We start from the raw sequence: 24,486 nt of genomic DNA on the forward strand, positions 1-24,486 counted from the left end.
TTTTTTTTTTTTTTTTTTGAGTTTTTTGTTTTTAAAGTTGTCAGGTGATTTTCCTGAATAAATGTCTGTGGTAAGATTTTTGTTATTTCTATATCATTGCTAGAGCCTTGTTGTAGCATACTGTTTTATTATGTTTGCTACTTCTAAATTAGAGGTGTCAATACTATAACCTCTAGTGAGATATATTAATGGTATTAGAGGAGGGGTTTCTTAATGATATTGACGCGATTATCGATTATGCCTATTAGGCAAATGGGTTTGCTATAAAAGCCTAATTCTTATATTTTTATTGTCTTTATAAAACATAAAGTAAAGGGGGATGTTAGAGGTGGGTTTAAATGGAATTAAAAGTTGTGATTATGATGAAATTTTAGCTGTAAGAATTAGTAATTGAGTACTTTTGTGTAATTTAAAAATTAAAGAAAGAAGTTTTAAAAGTAAATGTTGTTATTAGATGCGTAGATGTGTTTATTTTTGTTGCGGGATGGTGGTATCTGTTATTATGAAATTTGAAAAACATTAATATTGAAATTTAGTAAACGACATTTAGCTAAAACAATTACTTGGCGTATTATAGGAACCTTGGATACCATGCTGTTGTCTTGGTTTATATCTGGTAATTTTTCTATAGGCATGAAAATGGGGCTTTATGAAATGGTCACTAAAATGGTATTGTATTATTTGCATGAACGCGTTTGGTTTAAGTCAACCATAAAGTCGTCTAATAAACGCCATATTTTGAAAACGTTCTCTTGGCGTGGAGTAGGTACTTTAGATACTATTATTTTAGGTTGGGTAATTTCAGGGAATCCTCTAACAGGTTTGAAAATTGGTGGAGCAGAAGTGGTAACAAAAATGTTGTTATATTTTGGTCATGAGAAATTATGGTATCAAATTAATTTTGGTTTGGATCAGAGGAATAAAAGAAAACAGGTGAAAAACGTTAATGAATTATGAGCTTAAATACGGTTAGACATAATTATAAAATTACAAAAAAAGATCGTGAAAATTTAAATGGGCATCGTTCTTTATTATTGTGGTTTACGGGATTGTCAGGTTCTGGTAAATCTACATTAGCTAATTTGGTAGAGATGGAGCTTCATAAAAAAGGGGTTTCAACGTTTAGTTTAGATGGGGATAATATTAGACAAGGTATTAATAAAGATTTAAGTTTTGCGCCCGAAGATCGTACTGAAAATATTAGACGAATAGCCGAAATTGGTCATTTAATGGTTGAGGCAGGTGTGGTAACTTTAGCCGCTTTTGTATCGCCTTATATTGAAGACCGAGAGAATATAAAAAACATTGTAGGAGTAGATAATTTTGTTGAAATTTACATTAATACGTCATTAAAGGAGTGTGAACGAAGAGATGTTAAGGGCTTGTATAAAAAAGCACGAGCAGGAGAAATTAAAAATATGACAGGTATTTCGGCTCCTTATGAGGCTCCAACTAACCCAGACATAGAAGTTGTAACAGATCATCAAGATGTAGAAACATCTGTTCAAACCATTTTAGACTTTATTATTCAAAAATTAAAATAAAAAACATGAGTAATTACGTGATTAATCATTTAAAAGAATTAGAATCAGAAGCTATTTTTGTGATTAGAGAAATTGCAGCGCAATTTGAAAATCCAGTATTATTATTTTCTGGTGGTAAAGATTCTATTTTACTAACGCATTTAGCTAAAAAAGCATTTTTTCCTGCAAAAATACCCTTCCCTTTAGTCCATATCGATACAGGGCATAATTTTCCTGAAACGATTGCTTTTAGAGATCAATTAGTCGAAAAATTAGGCGTAAAACTTATTGTTGGATCTGTACAGGAATCAATTGACAAAGGGAGAGCTAAAGAGGAAACAGGTGCTGACGCTTCACGTAATTCTCTGCAAATAGTGTCGCTTTTAGATGCTATTGAAGAATATAAGGTTGATGCTGCAATGGGAGGTGCAAGACGCGATGAAGAAAAAGCACGTGCTAAAGAACGTTTCTTCTCTCATAGAGATGAATTTGGACAATGGGATCCTAAAAATCAAAGACCAGAGTTATGGAATCTTTTTAATGGTCGAAAAAATTACGGAGAGCATTTTAGAGTGTTTCCTATTTCTAATTGGACCGAAATGGATGTATGGGAATATATTAAATTAGAAAATATTGATTTGCCATCGCTTTATTTTTCGCACCAACGCGATTGTGTAGTTAGGGATGGTGTAATATTGGCAAATTCAGAATTTATTAAGTTAAAGGAAAATGAAGAAGTGGTGAATATGACCATTCGTTACCGTACTTGTGGTGATATGCCAATTACTGGAGCTGTAGAATCTGAAGCAGATAATTTAGATAAGATTATTGAAGAAATTGCAACAACTAGAACGACAGAACGTGGTGGACGTGCAGATGATAAACGTGCAGAAACAGCCATGGAAGATCGTAAAAAACAAGGGTACTTTTAATAGAAAATAGGTTTTAGTTGTGAGTATTGTCCCCTTGAGGGGGCTTAAGGAGTGTATTAAAAAAGAAATAAAACCTACTATAAATATTCACAGCCAGCAGAAAATAATAAAGAGAACAAAAACATGGATTATCAAGATATAGAATTATTACGTTTTACAACAGCAGGAAGTGTAGATGATGGAAAAAGTACACTAATTGGACGTTTATTGTACGATAGTAAATCAATATTTCAAGACCAATTAGATGCTGTGGAGGAGTCTAGTAAATCTAAAGGGTTTGATTATGTAGATTTGTCATTACTTACGGATGGTTTAAAATCGGAACGCGAGCAGGGTATTACAATTGATGTGGCCTATCGTTATTTTGCAACACCAAAGCGTAAATTTATCATTGCAGATACACCTGGTCATATACAATATACTAGAAATATGGTGACTGGTGCGTCTACTGCAAACTTAGCCATTATACTAATAGATGCACGAAAAGGGATGTTGGAACAAACACATAGACATGCCTTTATTGCGTCATTGTTACGTATTCCTCATGCTATTGTATGTATTAACAAAATGGACTTGGTTGATTATAGTGAAGAAACGTACAATACGATTGTTTCAGATTTTAAATCCTTTTCTTCTAAATTAGGAATTAAGGATATTCAATTTATTCCTATTTCGGCTTTAAATGGAGACAATGTCGTTAACCGTTCTGAAAATATGGATTGGTATCAAGGAAGTACATTAATGTATCATTTAGAAACTGTCCATATTTCTAGTGACCATAATTTGGTTGATTGTCGTTTCCCTATTCAATCGGTAATTCGACCTCATACTTTAGAAAATCAAGATTATAGAGGTTTTGCTGGTCGTATTGATGGTGGGGTTTTTAAACCTGGTGACAAAGTCAAATCATTACCTTCTGGCTTTGTGTCAACCATAAAAACAATAGAGCTGAATGGAGAACAAATTTCGGAAGCATTTGCTCCGATGTCTGTAACTATGACTCTAGAAGACGAAATAGATAACAGTCGTGGGGATATGATTGTGCGTGAAAATAATGTACCAGAAATTAGTCAAGATTTAGAGGTGTTAGTGACTTGGATGAGTACAAAACCAATTCAGGCGCGTACCAAAGTGGTGATTAAACACACAACTAATGAATCTATTGGTATGGTTAAGGAATTAAAATACAAAATAGATATTAATACGTTGCATAGAATAGAAGGTATTGATAGGTTGGAGATGAATGATATAGCAAGGATGTCTATTAGAACCGCTAAGCCTGTATTTTATGATGCTTATAAGAAAAATCGTCAAACCGGAAGTATTATTATTATAGATGAACAAACCAATGAAACCATTGGTGCTGGGATGATTATTTAACAACTACGTTTTGTAGTGGAGTATTGTCCCCTTGAGGGGACTTTAGGGGTGTTTTTCAATCAAGAGAATCTTATACTTACGTTTTAATATATGAACAATAATTTAGAAATAGCAATCGGAGCAGCCCTAGAAGCAGGAAAAGCAATTCTCGACATCTATTATTCCAATGATTTTCAAGTAGAACTAAAAGGTGACGATTCGCCTTTAACCAAAGCAGATATCGCATCGCATAATGTAATTATGTCGCACTTAAGCACTACTGGTATTCCTGTTTTATCTGAAGAAGGGAAGTCAATACCTTATGAAGAACGAAAGGATTGGGAGCAGCTTTGGATTGTAGATCCAATAGATGGTACCAAAGAATTTATTAAGCGCAATGGGGAATTTACGGTAAATATTGCACTCATAGAAAATCAGAAAACCGTACTGGGTGTTATTTATGTACCCGTTTTAAACGATCTATATTTTTCAACTTCAGAAATGGGGGCTTTTAAAGTCAAAGTAAATTTGGAAGATTATAATGTAGATGCTTTAATGCAACAAGGCCATAAATTACCTTTAGAGCGAGAAGATAAAACCTTTACCATTGTTGCGAGTCGTTCACATAGGTCTCCAGAAACAGATGATTATATCAATCAAATGCGTGAAAAGCATGGTGCTGTAAACCTAATTTCTAAAGGAAGCTCATTAAAGCTATGTATGGTCGCCGAAGGACAGGCGGATTGTTATCCGAGATTCGCGCCAACCATGGAATGGGATACAGCTGCAGGTCAGGCAATTTGTGAGCATGCTGGTTTTGAGGTAATAGACTGGAGTACGAAAGAACGGATGTTGTACAATAGAAATGAATTATTGAATAGTTGGTTTTTGGTGGAATAGGAAAGCTTATATAATGATCTAAGGGTTTTAAAGTTACCTTTAAGTTATCTAATAAGAAGTTTTTAATTAATTCATTGTGTTAAAGCGAGATTGTTTTAGTTTTGCACTTGAATTATAATTGAGGAAATGAACAACATAAAAATCCAAAAATCCCAATTAAATGGGCAGGTTAAATTAAGTGGAGCAAAAAATAGTGCTTTACGATTATTAGCAGCTAGTTTGTTAACGGGAGACGATATAGAGCTAACTAATTTTCCTAATGGATTATTAGATGTGCAGGTACATTTAAAAATGTTGGAGGTCCTTGGTAAAAACTACACTACTGAATTAGACTCAGTAAGAGTTACTGAAGATAGAAATAAAACCACCAATCATTTGCTGTGGGAAGATAGATCTATAAGAAATACCTTATTGATTTTAGGCGCTCTGACTGCACGCACGGGAGAAGGGCGTGTGCCTTTACCAGGCGGATGTAAGTTAGGAGAAAGAAAGTATGATCTTCATGTAATGCTTCTTGAGAATTTAGGAGCTAAAGTGTGGGAAGAAGATGATTATTTATGTGCAAAAGTAGATGGGAAATTAAAAGGTACAGATATTGTTCTACCTATGCGCTCAACAGGTGCGACAGAAAATTCAATAATCTGTGCGTCTCTGGCAATAGGTAAAACCACGATATGGAACCCGCATATTAGGCCTGAGATCATCGATCTTATAGATATGCTTAATAAAATGGGAGCAAAGATTAAGGTGTTTGGTCAAAAATGTATCGAAATTGAAGGCGTACCTGAATTGAACGGTGTAAAACATAGTGTAATTCCTGATAATATGGAAGCCTTGACTTGGGCTATTGGAGCCGTTATCACTAACGGAGATGTAGAGATTCAAAACTTTCCATTTGAGCATTTAGAAGTGCCATTAGTCTTTTTAAGAGAAAGTGGAATGAAGTTTTACCGCGGAGAAAATAGTTTAATTGTCCGTGGAGGCGAGTCTTACCCAATAGAAATAAGTACAGGGCCTTATCCGGGTATCAATTCAGATATGCAGCCTTTATTTGCTGTATATGGTGCAATGAGCAAAGGGGAATCTAAAATAATAGATTTAAGGTTTCCTGGGAGATATGGCTACGCAGAGGAATTGGCTAAAATGGGAATGCAATATAAAGTGGATGGAGATATGTTGGTGATTGATGGCGGAGTACCTTTAAAAGGAGCAACAGTGACGGCTTTAGATTTAAGAGCTGGTATTGCCTTATTGTTGGCAGGTATGGTTGCTGATGGAGAAACGATTATTGAAAATGCTTGGCAAATTGGCCGAGGTTATGAAAACCTAGAAAGTAAATTGAAAGGCTTAGGGGTTGATATTTAATACAAAATAGTATTTTGAGTACTTTTCTAAAAGATATTTTAAGCGTTGGTGTTTCCAAAATACTAATCATTTTATTTGGTCTCATAACTTCAATCATAGTGGCTCGAGTTCTTGGTCCTGAGCGGAATGGTATTATTGCTGCATTATTAGTATACCCATCTCTTTTTATGTCTATTGGTTCTTTGGGCATCAGACAATCAACCACCTATTTTTTAGGTAAAAATATCTTTACAGAAGGTCAAATTAAAACGGCCATAACTCAAATTTGGTTATTTACCACAGTGTTTAGTGTTGCTATTTGTTTTTTGCTTATTAGATATTTAAGCAAATCGGGAGAGAATATGTGGTTGGTTGTTTTAGCACTTCTGCCAATACCTTTTGCATTATTTAATACTTATAATTCAGGTGTTTTTTTGGGAAAAAATCAGATTAGTACATTTAATAAGATAAATTGGATTCCGACTCTAATTATTTTTGGTGTTACTTCAGTTTTAGTAATGTGGTTTTCGTTTGGTATTTCAGGATATCTCATTGCATTAACTGCTGGTCCATTGTTTGTTAGCGGTATTTTATTATTTAAAAATAAATTTATTCGAGCTTTTAGTTTTAATTATAATTGGGTAATTATAAAAAAAATGTTGTCACTTGGTTTGGTTTATGCACTTGCCTTGTTGGTCATTAATTTGAATTATAGAATTGACATTATATTATTAGATAATTTAAGTTCAGCTTTTGAAACAGGAATTTATTCAAAAGGTGTGAGTGTTACAGAATATTTATGGCAAATACCGATGTTATTAAGTACTGTAGTGTTTGCAAGGAGTGCTGTATCCAAAGATGATAGAGCATTTTCTTTGAAAGTCGCTCAGTTGTTAAGATTATCATTTTTAGCAATTGGTTTAGTTGCTTTTGCTTTGTTTTTGCTGTCTAAATTTGTCATCATATTAATGTATGGAGAGTCTTTTGAAGGAAGTGTTATGGTGCTTAACATGCTTCTGCCAGGTGTATTATTACTTACTATTTTTAAAGTGATTAATATGGATTTGTCAGGAAAAGGAAAGCCTTGGGTATCTCTTAAAGCAATGATTCCTGCGCTAATGATAAATGTAGTTTTGAATATTGTTTTTATACCAAAGTATGGTGCGGTTGGAGCTGCGTTAGCATCAACTATTAGTTATAGTTTTGCAGCATTGTTATTTATCTATTTTTATAGTAAGGTAATAAAAATCCCAATATTAGAATTGATTAAGTATAAAAGATCAGATTTTCAACCCATTGTCCAACTTATAAAAAAACTAAAATCATAACGATGCGAGTTTATAACGATTTTGATTTAAAATTATATAATTCATATAGAGTAAACTCTAAATGCAGAACTGCTTATTTTCCAGAAAACGAAAATGATTTAGTTGAGTTATATACATCAAATAAAGAGTATATTCTTTTAGGAAGTGGACATAATATCATTTTGTCAAAAGACTATTACAATGAGAACTTTATAATTTTTAATGGAAATTATGATGCAGTTGAGGTTGATGTCCATAGCAATGTTATTAGTGCTGAAGCTGGTGCGACAATTTTAGAAGTTAGTGAGGCTGCCGAAAAGCATAGCTTAGCAGGCGTGGAGTTTTTTTATGATATCCCAAGTTCTGTTGGAGGTGCAGTAGTTATGAATGCAGGTACTAAGGAAGGGGAAACTAAAAATGTATTACAAAAAGTGCGTTACTTGGATTTAATAGATATGTGTATTAAAGAAAAAGTTAATGAAGAATTAGAGTTGGAGTATCGCAATAGTATCTTTCAAAAGCAAAAAGATAAAGTGATTTTGAAAGCTTGGTTTCAACTTAGTAGCGGAAATCAATCTAAAATCAGGAGAATAATGAATGAGTCTAAAGAGAGACGATGGTCTAAACAGCCTAGAGAATTTCCAAATAGTGGAAGTGTTTTTAAACGACCACCAGGATGTTTTGTTGGACCTATGATTGATGAATTAGGATTGAAAGGGTTTACTATAGGCGGTGCTCAAGTTTCAAAAAAGCATAGTGGATTTATTGTTAATGTTAATAATGCCAGTGGTTCAGATATAATTGAAATTATAAAACATACTCAAAGTAAAGTTAAGGAGAAATACAATATAGATTTAGAAATTGAACAACGTATTATATGACCATCGTTTATTTTATTACCACAGTTGGTCACGGAAAAGGTGGCCATTTTCATAGTTTAAATACCATTGCTAATGCAATAGGTGAAACTGAAAATGTACACGTGATTAATCTTGGTGTTAAACCTTCAGAAGTTTTAGATAAGACTAACTATGAGGTGTCATTTATCAATTTTAATGGTTATAATTTTATATCAGTTTTCTTTCGAATAAAAAAACTAATAAAAGAAATAAAGCCAAACGCCATACACGCTTTTGATGTAGAGTCGTTTGCGTTTAGTCGATTGTTTTCAAAACGAATTAATCAAGCTTCATTTTTAAATAAATGTGGAGGGCCAAACCCTAAGAAGTATTTTCCTGTATCTGATAATTTAGTACTTTTTAGTAAAGAAAATAAAGCTTATTTCGAAAGTAAGGAACGTTATAATCTTACAAAGCTTATACTAATCCCTAATCGAGTAAGACCTGTTAAGTTGGATAGCTCTAGGATTGAAGCATTTTATGCAAAACATGGTAAAGCTGACCTCTCTTTATTAAGAATTGCAAGGATAGGAAAGCATTATCATAAATCTATCAGTCAAGCTATTAATTTAGTTTCTTGGCTAAAAGCTAAAGGTTGTAATGTGCGGTTAATTGTAATTGGGACCATTCAAAGTGAGACCAATTACAATGCTATTGTAGAGGAAGTAAAGTCTAAAGGTTTAGAAAAAGATGTTATTATTGAAACTTCAGACGAGTTTACCTATAATGCAAGTGAGGTATTAGATGTGGGAGATGTTATTGTTGGAACGGGTCGTAATTTTATGGAAGCTTCAAGTTTGAATAAAATGTTATTAGTGCCCTATAAAGATACCGATTATCCATTGCTAGTTGCAGATAACAATTTTGAGGCTATTTTTGCGACTAATTTTTCACCAAGAACGCAGGTTACTGATTTTAATGAGCAAGCCAACTTAGATTCTATTTATAAGGCATTGAAAAGTAAAGAAGAAAGAACTTCAAAATTATGGTTTGAAGCTTATTTCAATGTTAAAAATGGAGTTGATTTGTATAAAAAGGTATATTTAAATCAAGACGTGCTTAAAAACTCAAATCTTATAGATACTTTCGCAAATATATTATACGCGATTAAAACATTTGTTTTAAAATAGTTGCAACAGAATGAAGTTTACATATTATAAATATAGAACCAAGATTAATATTATTAAGAAAGATTTAAAGGATAAATTCCCCATAGGTTTTTCTAAGAAAATAGGACTATGGAGAAAAGGGTTTTTAGCTGAAAAATATACGCTTTATCAACTCGATAAAAACAACTACAAAGATTATTTAAGCGATTACCATGCAGCGATGGCAAGGTGGATTAATGAACCATTCAATGAATTGTTAACTAATAAGTTAATCTTTTCTGAGTATGTTGGTAAATATATTCAAGTGCCAAAAACCTTTGGTATTATAGTAAGTGGACAGTTTTATTCTAACGATAGCAGATCAATTGAAGATCTTATTAATCAATTTGAAATTTTTGTTGTAAAAATCATCTCTGGTGGTGGAGGTAAAGGAGTTTATATTATTAAAAAAGAAAGTGATAATCAGTTTTTAGTTAACAATACTAAAACATACAGTTCGAAGGAATTACTCGCTTTTTTTAAAACCTTAAACAATTATATTTTTACTGATTATATAGAACCAAGTGAATTTTCAAAATCACTTAATGCGACTTCCGTAAATACCATGCGTATTATAACACTAATTGATCCAGAAACAAATAAAGCATTTATAGCAAGAGCCGTTCAACGTATAGGAGTAGCAGCATCTGCGCCACAAGATAATTTTACAAAAGGAGGTTTAAGTGCTTCAATTAATCTAGAAACAGGTCAATTAAGTGACTGTACAAGGCACCCTAAAGCTAAAGAGCATAAAAGATATACGCATCATCCAGATACTAACGTTAAAATTGAAGGGACTATTATACCGGATTGGTCTTCTATAAAAACAGAGATCCTAGATGCTGCTAATAGTTTACCGATGTTAAAATGTGTAGGGTGGGATTTTGTGCTAAGTACTAAAGGTTTAGTCGCTATTGAAGGTAATCATCATCCAGATCCAGATGTTTTGCAAGGACATGAGCCGTTATTAACAGACGAGCGAATAAAAGCATTTTACAAATTTCATAAAATCCTATAATTTATGTGTGGCTTTACAGGCTTTATCAATTTACATAATCAACCATTAAAAAGTCATGTGTTAAAACAGATGACAGATATACAGGCGCATAGAGGTCCTGATGATCAAGGTATGGTTGGTTTTTCGTTGTTCAAGGATCAAAAAATCAATGTGATTGATAATGAAACAGCAGAGTTTAGTCATCTAAATGCAGGTATTGGTTTTAATAGACTATCTATTTTAGACCTTTCTAAAAAAGGCCATCAACCAATGATTTCTGGTTGCGGCAATTATATTTTGGCATATAATGGTGAAACTTACAATGCATTATCCTTTAGAGATGAATTAATAGCCAAAGGACACCCTATTCAAAGCCATACAGACTCTGAAGTTATACTCTATTTGTACATAGAATATGGTATAGATAAGACCTTAGAGTTGCTCAATGGCATGTTTGCTTTCATTATAGTAGATTTAAAATTAAGAAAAAGCTTTATCGTTAGAGATCAATTGGGTATTAAGCCAATGTATATCTATAAGACGCCAAATGTTTTAATGTTTTCATCTGAAATAAAATCATTTACTAAACATCCAGATTTTAAAGCAGAACTGAATTCTAATCATCTCGATGAATATTTATTGTTCAGATATTGCGCTCACGACAGAACGTTATATAAAGACGTGAAGCAAGTACCTCCAGGACATTATTACGAAATTACTGAAGACAAAATTGAAGTTAAGGAATATTGGTCTTATAAAATGGTTGATAAAGAGGAGCTTTTAAATCCTAAGGATGCATTAGAAAAATTAAACCAAACATTTAAAGAAAGTATTAAATCACAGTTAATGAGCGATGTTCTTGTGGGTTGTCAGTTGTCTGGAGGCATTGATTCTTCTTTAGTGACCACGTATGCGCGTGAGTTTTTTAACGCTAATATGGATACGTTTTCCATTGTATTTTCAGACGAAAAATATTCCGAAGAAGAGTTTATTACTTACGTTACAAATCACACTAATTCAGATTCACATAGATATCAATATTCTAACGAATACGCTTTTGAGAATTTTTACAAGGCCACTTGGCACCTAGATCAACCTATTAGTATTCCTAATACCTTAGGTATAAAACGCCTTGCAGAACGAGCTAGAGAGAATGTAACGGTGCTTTTAAGTGGAGAAGGTGCAGACGAGTTATTTGGAGGCTACTCTAGATATCATGATTTGTCATGTAGATATAATATGAATCTTAAAGGCTATTCTAAAGTTCCTGTTATTGGTAATAGAATAAAAAGCAAGTATAACTTAGAACAAACACCTGAAGATTTCTTTGTAATGAGTAGTTCAGCTTTAAGTATGAGTGATTTTAATAAATTTAGTATCGCTAATGATATTGAAACGGTTGTGAGTCAGCGCAAAGAACTATTTCCTTCGCAAGGCGACTTAATAAAAAGAGCCTCAGTATACGATCTAAAAACCTATATGGTAGATTTGTTAAACAGACAAGATAAAATGACCATGGCGCATTCTGTAGAAAACAGAGTACCATTTTTGGATAAAAACATGGTGGAACTTGTAATGAAGTTACCGACAGAATTATTAGTTAAAAAATGTAATGACGTTAGACATTTAAACAAGCCAAACACCTACACTAAACACATACTGAAGGAACTTGCTGTAAAACGATTTAATAAAAATTTTGTTTACCGAGAAAAAAGCGGATTTCCGTTGCCAGTAAAAGACTTATTTTTGAAAACAGGGATGAATCAGCTTATTGAAGACCAATTACTGCCAGGTATAAAAAACAGAGGTGTTTTTGATCATAACGAAGTTTATAAAATATGGAATAAAAAGAACGGGGAGTTTTCTAAAAGTGACCTTAAGAATTTATGGATGTTTTTTGCTTTCGAAACTTGGGCACAAACATTTTTAGACGGTATATATAATGGTTAAACTTATTATTGGAGGAGACATCTGTGCAACTAAAAGAGACGAAAAGACTTTTTTAGAAGGAGATGCTCGGCAATTATTTACCGATGTGTTACCAGAAATTCAAGCTGCAGATTTTGCGATTGCTAATCTGGAAACTCCTTTAATAAATGCGCAAACACCAATTAAAAAAAGTGGTGCTGTTTTTGGGAATTCTCCTAAAATGTTAAATGCTATAAAACAAAGTGGTATTACTTATTTAAATTTAGCAAATAACCACATTTTAGATCATGGTGAAAAAGGACTAAAAAGCACATTAGAAGCTCTAAAGGAAAATCAATTTGATTTTTCTGGGGCAGGTGAAACATTAAAAGATGCTTCTGAACCATTTAGAGCAACTATAAAAGAAAAAAATATAACTGTGCTTAGTTATGCTGAAAACGAATTTTCTATAGCAGAAAATGGTCAGCCTGGTGCAAATCCAGTAGATGTTATAGATTTTGTAACAAGGATAAAAGCTCTTAAAGATTCAAGTGATTTTATAATTTTATTATATCATGGAGGTAAAGAAAATTATAATTTACCTTCACCAAAACAGCAGAAACTATGTCGCTTCTTTATAGATCAGGGTGTTAATATGGTGGTTTGCCAACATTCGCATACAGCTGGAGTTTACGAGACATATAATCAAGGAAATATCTATTACGGTCAAGGTAATTTTATCTTTGATGCCTATCCGCTAAAAAGAGATTGGCTATACAAAGGTTATTTGATAGAAGTAGTGTTACATGATGATAATACAACAGATATAAAACTTATCCCATACCTGCACAAAAGCTTTCTAAAAGATGAAATTGGCATAAGAAAAATGACAACCGAAGAAGCAAAACCTTTTATGAATCATATTGATGAAGCTTCTCAAAAGATGATTAAAAACCCTAATTATATTCAAGAAGAATGGCTTAAATTATCAAAGTCACTAGAGAATACCTATTTTAGTATTTTAAATGGTAATGGTAAGGTGATGCGTAAGTTAAATGAAAAATTCTCGTGGTTAAAATTGATATATAAAAACGATAGAAAATTGGTATTAAAGAATATTGTGACTTGCGAAACGCATCGAGAAATTGTTGAAACTATTTTAAAAGATAAATAGTATGAAGGACAAATTCATTTTAGCAATTAAAAAATTTGTGTACTATCATTTTAACGTCTTTGATTATAGAGGCAAAAAGGCTATTGAGTCTGTCTATGAAATCACAAAACAAGAAGAGCAAACCTTCGAGAATTCTAAATATACAGTTGGAATTCTTAAAGAAAATTGGCATCTTCATAGTAACTATATTAGAGCGTTCCAAGAATTAAATATATCGTATAGAGTTATAGATTTCTTTTCTAAAGATTGGTTAGATGATTTAAAATTAAAACCTATTGATTTTTTAATTGCAAGACCTTCTGTACAGTATACACCTTGGAAAGATATGTTTGATAACCGTTTAAAGTTGTTAAACGATAGTATCAATATTCCCGTATTTCCTAATTATAACGAATTGTGGATTTGGGAAAGCAAATTAAGAACTTTAGATTGGTTAAAAGTTAATAACCTTCCACATCCAACATCGCTTATTTTTTACGATTTCGAAGAACTTATTCAATATTCTAAAACGTGTAAATACCCAATTGTGTATAAGGCAAGTAGTGGTTCTGGTGCTTCAGGAGTAAAGATTTTAAACAATCCTTCACAGTTAAAAAGTGTTGCAAAAAAAGTCTTTAATTCTGGTATCAGAAGTTATAGAAAACACAAATTAGATAAAGAGCATGGCTCTGTTATTTTACAAGGGTATTTAGAGGATGTAAAAGAGTGGAGAATTATTAGAATAGGGGATTATTATTTTGGGTTCGAGAAGCTTAAAAACGGTCAGTTTCATAGTGGTTCTCAGAATTTTGGTTATGGAATGCCACCACAAGAATGTCTAAATCTTGTAAAGCTTGTAACAGATACATTTAATTTTAAGTATGTAGATATAGATATTTTTGTAACGCAACAAGGAGAGTTTCTTATTAATGAAATTCAGCCTTACTTTGGGCAAAAAGATGATAGAGAGTTATTGCAAATCGAAGGAGAGTCTGGACGATTATCATTTAATATAATAACTAAAACTTGGGATTTTGAAAAGGGTGAGTTTTGTAAAAACAATTTATGTAACCTAAGAGTTTTAGAAATGATTAAAACACTTACAAATTGAAGTTACTAATATTTCTAATTAAATGGGGATTTCCTCTACTTCTAATTACTGATTTGAGCTCTGACTTGTTTCAAAGTACTTTAATATTAAATGTTTCTAGGACTTTAAGATTGATAATCTTAATCCTGATCATAAAAGAGAATATTACAAACTTTAATATTATAAGAAAGTTTTACTTTTTCAAGTATTTCATGTGGTTTGCAGTTATTTTATTTTTATACTTATTTACTGATCAAGATGTTTTTGAAGCTTTTTGGATATATTCAAAAATGTTATATTGGATATTAGGAATAAATGTTTTGTATGTATATGCTTTTAAGAACCTTTTAACTCTTAATGATTTTATTGGTGTTGTTAAAAAAGTAGTTGTTGTAGCTTTTGTGTTTACAGTACTTTACTACTTGACGGGTGCAATAAAAGATGATTATAATATTGCTGCATATTTAGTTTTGTTTCTTTTTCCAGTAATTTTATTAAGCACAGAAGGTTATAGTAAAAATAAATTTTTCATAATGCTTTCAGCATTAGCGATTCTAATAACTTTGAAAAGAGGAGCTATGTTAGCTTTTGTATTAGGGAATTTAATTTATTATTTAGGTAATTTAAAAAATGATTTTAGTCTTAAAAAGTTAGCAACAGGAGTGCTTATTTTTATAACAATAAGTTTTGCTGGATTATACATTCTTGAAAGTCAGAAAGATTCAATTGCAGATCGTTTTAGTGAAGAGCAATTTGATCCTAATAATGAAAAAGCAGGTTCAGGTCGTGTAGGAACATATACTAAATTGTTTGAAACATGGTATAATTCAGATAATCTGATTTTTGGCTTTGGAAATCAAGAAGATTCCAGACGTAAAGTAGGTCGGAGAATACATGCTCATAGTGATGTGTTTGGATTTCTCTATAATCATGGTGTAATAGGCATTTTATTAATATTAATTTTATATATAAAAGTGATAAAATTTTATTTTTCATTTAGAAAGTATGACAAGGAAAATTCCTCTATAATTTTATCATTATTTATTATACTCGTACTAGTAAATTTCTATTCAGGAATGTTTAGAACGACCGATGCAATATACTTTTTCGCCTTATTACCTTATTTACAATTAAGAAGAGATGCCATTAAACAAAGTTTTTATATTAACCAATCCGCTTAATCACGAGGGTGGTGTTGTTAATTATTATAATTTATTCTTAAAGCATTTTGAGTCTAATACTGTATCATTAAAACATGGTTCTATAGGCTCTAGAGCGTTTTTGTTTTATTACCCAATTCTAAAACGATTACTTTATCCTTTCTTTTATCTATTTGATTTATTAGCCTATACTTTAACCTTAATTTTTGATCGTAACATTAAAATAGTTCAAGTCAGTCCATCTTTAATTCCTGTGCCATTAATCAGGGACGGACTTTTGGTTGTCGTAGCTAAGCTGCTAGGTAAAAAAGTGGTGGTGTTTTATAGAGGTTGGAAATTACCTACTTACCATAAAATTGCAGAAAGTAATAGATTGCGAAAATTATTCAATTTTGTATTTCAAAAAAACACCTTACAAGTGGTTTTAGCATCCTCTTTTAAAAATGATTTAGTAAAGCTAAACCCTAAAAAAGCAAGCAATATTTTAATAACGACAACAGCAATCGATAAATCTGAAATAGTTAGAGGTGAGACCTTAGAGGAATCCGATAGTATTAAAGTGTTGTTTTTAGGTAGAATTCAAGATTTAAAAGGTATAGAAGAACTGATTGACGCCATAATAACACTAAATAAAACAAATCAGTTAGAGCATTTTAAGTTCACCATTGTAGGACATGAAAACAAAACGGGCTATACAAATCAACTTAAAGAAAAATTAAAAGGCAATAATGTACCAGAAGGTATTGTAGATTTTCCTGGTAGAGTTACAGGTACCGATAAGTTTGCGTTATATGCAGCAAATGATATTTATATACTACCGTCATACACTGAAGGTTGTCCCAATAGTGTGCTAGAAGCTTTAGCATCTGGTTTGTTTTGCATAACAACAAGAGTTGGTGCACTTTCAGATTTGGTAGTTCCAGGGAAAAATGGATTGTTTGTAGATGTGAAGAATAGTGAATCTATTGTGAAATCTTTACAATTTTGTAACGATAATAAAACCTATAATGAAAACAGAATAGCAAATTCTGCGTATTATTGCAATGCATTCGATATTAGAGAAATTACAAATCTCTTTGAAACTAAATATTTAGAATTAATTGAAAAAAGATAAACTATATTTAATTGGCCCAACAGAATCTATACTTACCAAACGTGGTAATCGGTTCCCTAATATCGCAAAATTCTTTGTAGATGAAGGTGAGGATATTGTTTATTATACGTCTAATTTCTACCATGCAGAAAAACGTTATTTTTCGAAACAAGAAATAAATGACGCTAAGGAGGCGCTTGGGTATGAATTAAAAGTACTCAAAGTTTTAGGTTATAACTCTAATGTATCTCCTAAACGGGTTTTAAATAACTTGTTTTTTTCATTAGATGTTTTTTTTAGATTGTTGTTTTTAGCACATAAAAACGATAGAATTTTATTACCATCAAGACCTGTTGAGCTAATTTTCTTTATGTCTTTATTAAAAAGACTTAAAGGTGTGCGTATTTACTTAGATATACAAGATATTTGGCCAGACGCTTTAGAAATAGAAAACAAAAAAAAGAAACGAATCTTTGAGTTTTATTGCAATATGTATTTAAAACCGTCTTTAAAAAAATACGACAAAACCATATATACAGCGCCAACATTTAAAAAATGGTTGCATAGATATGCGGAAAACATACCATCAGTATTTATTCCATTAGGTTGGGAAAACACACGTTGGGAAGATTTCAATAAAAAAGTGGATGCAGATACTAGCATTTTAAATATGGTTTGTGTAGCACAACTTCAACATCAAATAGATGTAATGCCCATATTAGAAATTCTAAAAATTCGAAAGGACTGCCATTTCACAATTCTTGGGGCAGATCAAAATGGGGAACGATATCCAGAGGTGAAAGCCTTTATTGATGAAAATAATATTACTAACGTAAAAATAATAGGTAAAGTTAAAAGGGAAGATATGAAATTTTATCTAGAAACCATGGATGTTGGTATTTTACCTATGATAACACCATCTATTCCAAATAAGATTTTCGATTACCTAGCAGCGGAATTGCCAATAATTGTATTAGGCGATAATGATAGTTCAGATTTTGTGCTTCAAAATGAAATAGGCTGGTCTTGCGGGTTTAACAGTAACGAACTAATCCCGATATTAGATGGTTTAACAAAGGCTAGTTTAAAAGAAAAAATAGAGCAAACTAAGTTAATCAAAGATAAATACTCGAGGGATAGGTTACATGTAGAATTGAAACACGTTCTTTTTGATTAAAGTTTAATATAACGACATGAAAAAAAAAATAAAGCACCTTAAAGATGTTGACGTTGCTATTGGGATTGCCATAATGCTAGTCGTTTATGGTCATTTATTATTTAATGTTAAGGATTTAGATTGGTTTGTTAACTCAAGGAAACTTATTTATAAGTTTCATATGCCATTATTTATGTTTTTTTCAGGGTTTTTAATGAGTTATACTTATAAACCTGTCAACAACATACAGGAATACCTCATTTTTATAAAGAAAAAAATAAAAAAATTTTTACCACCATATGTGTTGTTTTCGCTTATTTTTTTAACTTTCGACTATCTTTTTTATGGTCTAAGTATTACAGAACTTAAAGACACCGTAATCTCAATTTTTGTATATCCATCTGAAGGTTCAGCAGGATTTCTTTGGTATGTATATGTGCTCTTAGAGTTTTATATTGTTTTTCCATTAATAATGATGGTTGCAAAAAAACAATTCTTACCATTATTAATATTTACTATTTTACTTCAGTTTATTGATATTCCAAAATTGTTAGGTCTATACTTTTTTGCATTTTATTTCCTTTTTATTGTTTTAGGTATCATGGCTACTAAACATTTAGAGCTTTACTATAAGTATTTGTCAAAATTTGGTCTTATTTTTGTCGCGTTATTTGTAGTAATATTGATTATGTCAGCCGTTGATTACGTGCAATTTCCTAAAACTGTAATGGGCTTAGCTTCTATACCAGCTATTCATTATATTTCTATTAAGTTGGCGAATTATAAATGGAGTAATAAGCTTGTTTATATAGGGCAACATTCATTTTATATTTATTTAATGAATACGTTAATAATGGGAGCATTATTTTTGTTCTTTACAAAGGTTTTAAAAATAAATAACTTAGAATTAATTTCACCTGTATTGATGGTTGCCGGAACCTATATTCCGATACTTATCTACAGAAAAATTATTCGTAAAATACCGATACTAAATCGTATTATTCTTTAAACAGAATAACAACTGATAAAAAAAATAGATTAAATGCAACAACTCACACAAAAGCTAGGTTCTGGCGATATGATTATTCAAGAGGTGCCTTATCCGCAATTAGGCAAAGGAATGGTAATCGTTAAAAATCATTATTCCATAATAAGCGCGGGTACTGAAGGTTCTACGGTGGTAGCGGCTCGTAAAAGCTTACTTGGTAAAGCCAAAGAGCGTCCACAACAAGTAAAGCAAGTTATTGATACCTTAAAGAAACAAGGTCCAATTCAGACCTACAGAGCTGTGATGAAAAAACTTGATGCCTACTCGCCATTAGGGTATAGCTGTGCAGGTGAAGTCATTGAAGTAGGAGAAGGCGTTACCGAATTTGAAGTCGGCGACAAAGTCGCTTGTGCAGGCGTAGGTTACGCCAACCATGCCGAAATTGTCTCCGTACCGATTAATCTTTGTGTAAAATTAAATCCTAGTACCAACTTAAAAGATGCGGCTTATAATACCTTAGGGGCCATCTCAATGCAAGGGGTGCGTCAAGCAGATATGCGCTTAGGTGAATCTTGTGTAGTTATTGGCTTGGGCTTATTAGGGCAATTAGCAGCATTAATATTAAAAGCATCTGGTGTTACAGTTATTGGAATCGATGTATCGGAAGCAGCTGTTCAAAAAGCAGTGGATAATAATGTGGTCGATTTAGGTTTAACCAGAAATGTTGCAGGTGTAGAAGAGCAAATTCAAAATGCAACCAATGGTTATGGCGCAGATGCTGTAATTATTGCTGCTGCCACTGATAGTTTAGATCCCATTAATTTTGCTGGTGCAGTTGCGCGTAAAAAAGGAAAAGTGGTGGTGCTAGGTATTGTACCAACAGGTTTTGAACGTGATCCCTATTGGTATCGTAAAGAGCTAGAGCTTAGCATGGCTTGCTCTTATGGACCAGGACGTTACGATTTAAATTACGAAGAAAAAGGCATCGATTATCCGTTGCCTTATGTACGTTGGACAGAAAAACGCAATATGGAAGCCTTTCAAAATTTAATCGCGACCAAGAAAATAGATATCGATTACTTAACAACGCACGAGTTTGAGTTTGATAATGCGAAGGATGCCTTCGATTTAGTAGTGTCTAAAGCTGAGCCATTTACAGGTATCGCTTTAAAATATAATATAGAAAAAACAGCCAATAAAACAAAGATTGCTACTTCTGAAACTGAGCAATTAGGAAAAATAAACATCTCATTTATAGGTGCTGGTAGTTATGCACAAGGTAATTTATTACCCAATATACCAGAAACTAATGATGTTGCTAGAGTAGGAGTATTGACGAATACAGGGACGACTTCTAAACGTGTTGCCGAGAAATTTAAGTTTCAGTTTTGTGCCACTAATGAAGAAGATGTGTTAGATGACAAAACCAATACGGTTTTTGTAGCGACGCGTCACGATTCTCATGGGCCTTACGTTTTAAAAAGTCTAAAGGCAAACAAAAATGTATTTGTTGAAAAACCAATATGTTTATTAGAATCTGAATTAGAAGCCATTATAGACGCACAATCTGAAGCTAAAAAAGCAGTTATGATTGGTTTTAATAGACGTTTTTCGCCATTAACAGATAAGCTTAAAAAGGCCGTAGGTAATAATCCTATGACCATGTTATATAGAATTAATGCTGGTGCCATTCCTGGTGATAATTGGATTCAAGATTTAGAAATTGGAGGCGGTCGCGTTTTAGGTGAAGTATGTCATTTTATAGATTACTTAACCTATCTTAATGGAAGTCTTCCTGTAAAAGTGTCGGCCTCTGCATTACCTGATGCCAATAAATTAAATGATACGTTGAATATTTTAATTCAATTTGAAAATGGATCATCTGGAGTCGTAGCGTATTATGCTAACGGTTCTAAATCCATGACTAAAGAATATATTGAGGTATTTTCAGCTGGGCTTTCAGCAACCTTAAATGACTTTAAAGAATTAAAGATTTACGGTAAAGGAAAACCTAAAAAAGATAAGATTTTTAATCAAAATAAAGGTCAGAAAGAAATGGTTGAAGCCTTTGTTAATGGTTTATTAACGGATGGTAAAGCTCCAATTCCTTTTGAAGAAATCGTAGCGGTGACCAAAGCGTCATTTAAAGTTTTAGAATCTGTAAAACGTGGAGGTGAGCAAGTTGAAATTTGATTTAACCTGAATGCGAAAACAAAAATCATCTCAAAATAATAATCGAACAAAGTAGAAATTTAATGAATACAAATAACAGCTCTAAGGTAAAAATCCTTTTAGAAGATGATAATGAAGTTTTGGGTTCAGGTCTTGGGCACACTATGAACAGGCAATATCTTCCCACTTTAAAATATATTGATATTCTAAAAAAATATAATGCTAAATCTACATTTTATATTGATATTGCTCACCTCTTATTTCTAAAAAGGAATAGGGATTATAAAGATTTTGGAGTTCAGATACAAACCATAGAGAACTTAATTGGTTATATAATAAAAAGTGAAATGGAGGTCCAGTTACACATACACTCTCAATGGGTTAATGCTGAGGTTAGAAATAATCAGGTTTATGTTTCTGAAAAATGGAATATTGGTCAACTTTCAAAAGAAGAGCAATTAAAACTAGTTGATGATTGTTTACTTGAATTAAAACAAATAAAAGATAGTTTTTCGGACACAATTCCTGTTAATTCTTTTAAAGCTGGTTCTTGGGGGCTTCAACCTTTTGATGTTTTATATGATAAATTTAAAGAAAAAGGTCTAAAAATTGTCATGGGACCGATTAAAGGACTTAAAGTTGATGCTCTCGACATAGATTATACAAATTTAGAAAGCGACTCTATTCCGTATTATTGTAATAAAGAAGATATAAATTACATAGGCAAAAACAAAGACATCACCGTTATTCCTATGACGCCAACTTATTTAAATTGGCCAGATTTTATACGTTACATTTTTCAAATAAAAATCAAATCTATTTTCCAAAGAAAAGTAGAGGAAATTGACATTTCTAATCCGCCTGCAGAAATTACATCTTTAAAACCTTTGGCAAATAAAGATAAATTAAATATAAGTTTGACACCATTTTGTACGCATTTAAAAATAAATGCTCAACCATTTTGGTATCTTAAAAACACATTTAAGCGGTCTTATAAAGCGGTTAAATGCATGGATAACCCATATAAAATTATGGTTATTGAAACACATACTAAGGATTTTAAAAATACGTTTAAAGACATCGATAAATTCTTTAATTATTTGAATACGAATTTTCATGATATAGAATTCGTTACTACTTCACAGGTAATTAATGATATTGAGAATGGAGTATTAAATCCCTTAATTAAAAATTAAGGATGACCAACCTAGCTAGTAAACCTTTATTCGAACAAGAGAAAACCAGAGCAGATCTGGTCTTAAGAAAGATTCATTTCAAAAGACTTAAAAAAGTTGATATATCCAATGAGGAAAATAAGTTTCTTTACGATCAGTACTTAAAATCAAATGACGTACGCTTTTTCAATGAAATTCTATGGATAGAAAATGAAAAATATACGCAGTTGGCCACAAACCATTTCTATAAAAATCTAGATTCATTAAATAAACATAAATTTTATTACGATACTGATTTGGAAGCTAGTTTAAAAATTGAGCCTGACATTTTTGAAGTGAATGAAAATGATTTTGAAAATAAAAAAGTATGTTTAATCGGTTTACCATTTCATTTTATTTTAGCTTTTAAAAAATTAAGAAAATTAAATGTAGATGTCGATGTTGTTAATGTATCTTATCATTCAAGTCCTAAAACACAATTTTTGTTAAACAACAAAGCTAGTAGAGCGTTTTATAAATTATATTTTGGAAAAAAGAGGTACAAAGAAATTCAAATCAAAAATAAATCAGAATTAAAAGAGATTGACTTAAAAAAAAACTATGAAATAGGTTTTCATAAATTAAGTTTTATTATATCCGATAAATTGATTAAGCAATTCAAATATGGTTTGATTAATGATCATTGGGGTGCATTACCATTGTTTAAAGGAAGATCTACTTTAGATTATTCTCGACTTTTCGGTGCTGAATTAATCATTACAAATCATCTGATTCATAAAGAAATTGATTCTGGTCCAATCTTGATGTATTCAAAGGTAGATCGAAAAAATATCAATGGATCTATTTATTATAATTTAGGAGATAGAATTTTAAAATCTATTGCATTATTGTGTAATGAGAAATTTAAGGACATTGATAATACAAAAGGTAAAATCTTTTATGAGATGCATTCATTTCTAAAAAATCACATTAAAATACATAAGCTTTAATGAGTTCTAAAATCGCATCAAGTTTTTTAAGGCTGAAACAATATTGCGAGGCCGAAAATTATAAAGGTTGGGATCCTTATGATGGGATGAATTCTAAGGTTTTTCAGGCCCTACCATTAAAACATTGGGACTTAGCACGATTAGCTTGGATTCAAGGATTTAAGCGAAGTCCTATTAATTTTAGAAAGCTACTTTTGGTGCCTAAAGAGCATAATACAAAAGGTTTGGCTTTATTTCTTTTAGGATATTGTCGCTTATATAAGTTAGCTGAAAACGGAAATGAAGACTTTGGAACTAAAGACCAGATTTTACAGCGTATTAATGAACTTTCAGAATTACTATTAGGCTTAAGGTCTAAAGGCTATTCGGGGTCAGCTTGGGGGTATAATTTCGATTGGCAAGCGAGACGTTTGTTTTTGTTTAAAAAATATACACCAACGGTTGTAGCGACTTGTTTTTGTGTGGAAGCTTTACTAGAAAGTTACGAAATCACTAAAAATGAAACCGTTTTAAAAGAAACGGTAACGGCTGCAAATTTTGTAGTTAACGATTTGTCAAGAACGAAACACGGCAATGGAATTATTTTTTCTTATAGTGTGCTAGATGGGAATAATACCGTGATTAACGCATCGTTATTAGGAGCTAAAATATTAAGCTATTCTTATAAATATACCAAAAACCAAGCGCATGCTGATTTAGCAAAACAAGCGGTTATGGCAGCTTGCGATTTGCAAAGTGAAGATGGTTCCTGGATTTATGGTTTATTGCCCGTACAATCTTGGATCGATAGTTTTCATACAGGCTTTAATTTAGATGCTATTGAAACCTATCAACAAAATACTGGAGATCTAAGTTTTCAAACGTATTTAGATAAAGGATTAAAGTACTATCTAGATAATTTCTTTGAAGATGATGGGATGCCAAAATATTACCACGATAAAACATTTCCAATAGATATTCATTGTCCAGCACAAGTCATTGTAACCTTATCTAAGATGGAAGCGTTTCAACCTAATAAAGCTTTACTTTCTAAAGTGTTACATTGGACTATAGATAATATGCAACATAAAAAAGGCTACTTTTATTATCAATATAGACAAGGCATGAGTTCTAAAATATCCTATATGCGGTGGTCTAATGCCTTTATGTTTAACGCTATGGCGCATTACTTACTAGAAACAAAATCTAAATAA

General features: G+C 31.8%; 21 protein-coding genes. All 21 read left to right on the forward strand.

Annotated features, from left to right (window positions below; translation table 11 throughout):
• Positions 1 to 525: 525 nt before the first annotated feature.
• Entirely contained in the window at positions 526 to 957 is a 432-nt protein-coding gene (locus KO504_RS12425) for a DUF2061 domain-containing protein (RefSeq protein WP_215927295.1), read from the forward strand.
• Positions 954 to 1,544, forward strand: a complete 591-nt coding sequence (gene cysC, locus KO504_RS12430; RefSeq protein ID WP_215927297.1) for an adenylyl-sulfate kinase — start codon at positions 954 to 956, stop codon at positions 1,542 to 1,544. Before KO504_RS12425 ends, cysC begins: the two co-directional genes overlap by 4 nt.
• A 5-nt stretch (positions 1,545 to 1,549) precedes the next feature.
• Positions 1,550 to 2,455 (forward strand): sulfate adenylyltransferase subunit CysD, encoded by a 906-nt coding sequence (cysD, locus tag KO504_RS12435; protein ID WP_215927299.1) that lies wholly within the window; start codon positions 1,550 to 1,552, stop codon positions 2,453 to 2,455.
• Between the two features lie 123 nt (positions 2,456 to 2,578).
• Positions 2,579 to 3,835 (forward strand): sulfate adenylyltransferase subunit 1, encoded by a 1,257-nt coding sequence (locus tag KO504_RS12440; protein WP_215927301.1) that lies wholly within the window; start codon positions 2,579 to 2,581, stop codon positions 3,833 to 3,835.
• Between the two features lie 90 nt (positions 3,836 to 3,925).
• Positions 3,926 to 4,714, forward strand: coding sequence for a 3'(2'),5'-bisphosphate nucleotidase CysQ (gene cysQ / locus KO504_RS12445; protein WP_215927303.1), 789 nt, complete (start codon positions 3,926 to 3,928; stop codon positions 4,712 to 4,714).
• A 126-nt stretch (positions 4,715 to 4,840) separates the two neighbouring features.
• Positions 4,841 to 6,079, forward strand: a complete 1,239-nt coding sequence (murA, locus tag KO504_RS12450; RefSeq protein WP_215927305.1) for a UDP-N-acetylglucosamine 1-carboxyvinyltransferase — start codon at positions 4,841 to 4,843, stop codon at positions 6,077 to 6,079.
• A 14-nt stretch (positions 6,080 to 6,093) separates the two neighbouring features.
• On the forward strand, positions 6,094 to 7,386 hold the full coding sequence (locus KO504_RS12455) for a flippase (RefSeq protein WP_215927307.1): 1,293 nt from the start codon (positions 6,094 to 6,096) through the stop codon (positions 7,384 to 7,386).
• A gap of 2 nt (positions 7,387 to 7,388) precedes the next feature.
• Positions 7,389 to 8,246: a UDP-N-acetylmuramate dehydrogenase gene (gene murB / locus KO504_RS12460; protein WP_215927309.1), complete on the forward strand. Its 858-nt coding sequence runs from the start codon at positions 7,389 to 7,391 to the stop codon at positions 8,244 to 8,246.
• The gene (locus tag KO504_RS12465; RefSeq protein WP_215927311.1) at positions 8,243 to 9,394 is read left to right on the forward strand and encodes a glycosyltransferase; all 1,152 of its coding nucleotides are present in this window, start codon (positions 8,243 to 8,245) and stop codon (positions 9,392 to 9,394) included. Before murB ends, KO504_RS12465 begins: the two co-directional genes overlap by 4 nt.
• 10 nt (positions 9,395 to 9,404) lie before the next feature.
• Positions 9,405 to 10,430: a sugar-transfer associated ATP-grasp domain-containing protein gene (locus tag KO504_RS12470; RefSeq protein ID WP_215927313.1), complete on the forward strand. Its 1,026-nt coding sequence runs from the start codon at positions 9,405 to 9,407 to the stop codon at positions 10,428 to 10,430.
• 3 nt (positions 10,431 to 10,433) lie between these two features.
• Entirely contained in the window at positions 10,434 to 12,359 is a 1,926-nt protein-coding gene (gene asnB, locus KO504_RS12475) for an asparagine synthase (glutamine-hydrolyzing) (RefSeq protein WP_215927315.1), read from the forward strand.
• The gene (locus KO504_RS12480; protein ID WP_215927317.1) at positions 12,352 to 13,491 is read left to right on the forward strand and encodes a CapA family protein; all 1,140 of its coding nucleotides are present in this window, start codon (positions 12,352 to 12,354) and stop codon (positions 13,489 to 13,491) included. The genes asnB and KO504_RS12480 overlap by 8 nt, the downstream gene beginning before the upstream one ends.
• 1 nt (position 13,492) lies before the next feature.
• Positions 13,493 to 14,581: an ATP-grasp domain-containing protein gene (locus KO504_RS12485; RefSeq protein ID WP_215927319.1), complete on the forward strand. Its 1,089-nt coding sequence runs from the start codon at positions 13,493 to 13,495 to the stop codon at positions 14,579 to 14,581.
• 191 nt (positions 14,582 to 14,772) lie between these two features.
• A complete protein-coding gene (locus KO504_RS12490; protein ID WP_215927321.1) occupies positions 14,773 to 15,741 on the forward strand; it encodes an O-antigen ligase family protein in 969 nt (322 codons plus the stop codon).
• Positions 15,701 to 16,834 (forward strand): glycosyltransferase family 4 protein, encoded by a 1,134-nt coding sequence (locus KO504_RS12495; protein ID WP_215927323.1) that lies wholly within the window; start codon positions 15,701 to 15,703, stop codon positions 16,832 to 16,834. The genes KO504_RS12490 and KO504_RS12495 overlap by 41 nt, the downstream gene beginning before the upstream one ends.
• Complete coding sequence (locus KO504_RS12500; protein WP_215927325.1) at positions 16,821 to 17,990, forward strand: glycosyltransferase; 1,170 nt, start codon at positions 16,821 to 16,823, stop codon at positions 17,988 to 17,990. The genes KO504_RS12495 and KO504_RS12500 overlap by 14 nt, the downstream gene beginning before the upstream one ends.
• A gap of 16 nt (positions 17,991 to 18,006) precedes the next feature.
• Positions 18,007 to 18,978: an acyltransferase family protein gene (locus KO504_RS12505; protein WP_215927327.1), complete on the forward strand. Its 972-nt coding sequence runs from the start codon at positions 18,007 to 18,009 to the stop codon at positions 18,976 to 18,978.
• A 33-nt stretch (positions 18,979 to 19,011) separates the two neighbouring features.
• Positions 19,012 to 21,150, forward strand: coding sequence for a Gfo/Idh/MocA family oxidoreductase (locus KO504_RS12510; RefSeq protein WP_215927329.1), 2,139 nt, complete (start codon positions 19,012 to 19,014; stop codon positions 21,148 to 21,150).
• A 62-nt stretch (positions 21,151 to 21,212) separates the two neighbouring features.
• Positions 21,213 to 22,325: a hypothetical protein gene (locus tag KO504_RS12515; RefSeq protein ID WP_215927331.1), complete on the forward strand. Its 1,113-nt coding sequence runs from the start codon at positions 21,213 to 21,215 to the stop codon at positions 22,323 to 22,325.
• Between the two features lie 2 nt (positions 22,326 to 22,327).
• The gene (locus KO504_RS12520) at positions 22,328 to 23,293 is read left to right on the forward strand and encodes a formyltransferase family protein (protein WP_215927333.1); all 966 of its coding nucleotides are present in this window, start codon (positions 22,328 to 22,330) and stop codon (positions 23,291 to 23,293) included.
• Positions 23,293 to 24,486, forward strand: coding sequence for a delta-aminolevulinic acid dehydratase (locus tag KO504_RS12525; protein WP_215927335.1), 1,194 nt, complete (start codon positions 23,293 to 23,295; stop codon positions 24,484 to 24,486). The genes KO504_RS12520 and KO504_RS12525 overlap by 1 nt, the downstream gene beginning before the upstream one ends.

It is taken from the genome of Winogradskyella psychrotolerans, assembly GCF_018860565.1.
Lineage (GTDB): Bacteria > Bacteroidota > Bacteroidia > Flavobacteriales > Flavobacteriaceae > Winogradskyella > Winogradskyella damuponensis.

What these genes read in the sequence shown, in the direction of transcription:
- cysC (WP_215927297.1), top strand. Translation starts at nt 954, where the DNA reads ATGAGCTTAAATACGGTTAGACATAATTATAAAATTACAAAAAAAGAT.
- cysD (WP_215927299.1), top strand. Translation starts at nt 1,550, where the DNA reads ATGAGTAATTACGTGATTAATCATTTAAAAGAATTAGAATCAGAAGCT.
- KO504_RS12440 (WP_215927301.1), top strand. Translation starts at nt 2,579, where the DNA reads ATGGATTATCAAGATATAGAATTATTACGTTTTACAACAGCAGGAAGT.
- cysQ (WP_215927303.1), top strand. Translation starts at nt 3,926, where the DNA reads ATGAACAATAATTTAGAAATAGCAATCGGAGCAGCCCTAGAAGCAGGA.
- murA (WP_215927305.1), top strand. Translation starts at nt 4,841, where the DNA reads ATGAACAACATAAAAATCCAAAAATCCCAATTAAATGGGCAGGTTAAA.
- murB (WP_215927309.1), top strand. Translation starts at nt 7,389, where the DNA reads ATGCGAGTTTATAACGATTTTGATTTAAAATTATATAATTCATATAGA.
- KO504_RS12465 (WP_215927311.1), top strand. Translation starts at nt 8,243, where the DNA reads ATGACCATCGTTTATTTTATTACCACAGTTGGTCACGGAAAAGGTGGC.
- KO504_RS12470 (WP_215927313.1), top strand. Translation starts at nt 9,405, where the DNA reads ATGAAGTTTACATATTATAAATATAGAACCAAGATTAATATTATTAAG.
- asnB (WP_215927315.1), top strand. Translation starts at nt 10,434, where the DNA reads ATGTGTGGCTTTACAGGCTTTATCAATTTACATAATCAACCATTAAAA.
- KO504_RS12480 (WP_215927317.1), top strand. Translation starts at nt 12,352, where the DNA reads ATGGTTAAACTTATTATTGGAGGAGACATCTGTGCAACTAAAAGAGAC.
- KO504_RS12485 (WP_215927319.1), top strand. Translation starts at nt 13,493, where the DNA reads ATGAAGGACAAATTCATTTTAGCAATTAAAAAATTTGTGTACTATCAT.
- KO504_RS12490 (WP_215927321.1), top strand. Translation starts at nt 14,773, where the DNA reads ATGTGGTTTGCAGTTATTTTATTTTTATACTTATTTACTGATCAAGAT.
- KO504_RS12495 (WP_215927323.1), top strand. Translation starts at nt 15,701, where the DNA reads ATGCCATTAAACAAAGTTTTTATATTAACCAATCCGCTTAATCACGAG.
- KO504_RS12505 (WP_215927327.1), top strand. Translation starts at nt 18,007, where the DNA reads ATGAAAAAAAAAATAAAGCACCTTAAAGATGTTGACGTTGCTATTGGG.
- KO504_RS12510 (WP_215927329.1), top strand. Translation starts at nt 19,012, where the DNA reads ATGCAACAACTCACACAAAAGCTAGGTTCTGGCGATATGATTATTCAA.
- KO504_RS12515 (WP_215927331.1), top strand. Translation starts at nt 21,213, where the DNA reads ATGAATACAAATAACAGCTCTAAGGTAAAAATCCTTTTAGAAGATGAT.
- KO504_RS12520 (WP_215927333.1), top strand. Translation starts at nt 22,328, where the DNA reads ATGACCAACCTAGCTAGTAAACCTTTATTCGAACAAGAGAAAACCAGA.
- KO504_RS12525 (WP_215927335.1), top strand. Translation starts at nt 23,293, where the DNA reads ATGAGTTCTAAAATCGCATCAAGTTTTTTAAGGCTGAAACAATATTGC.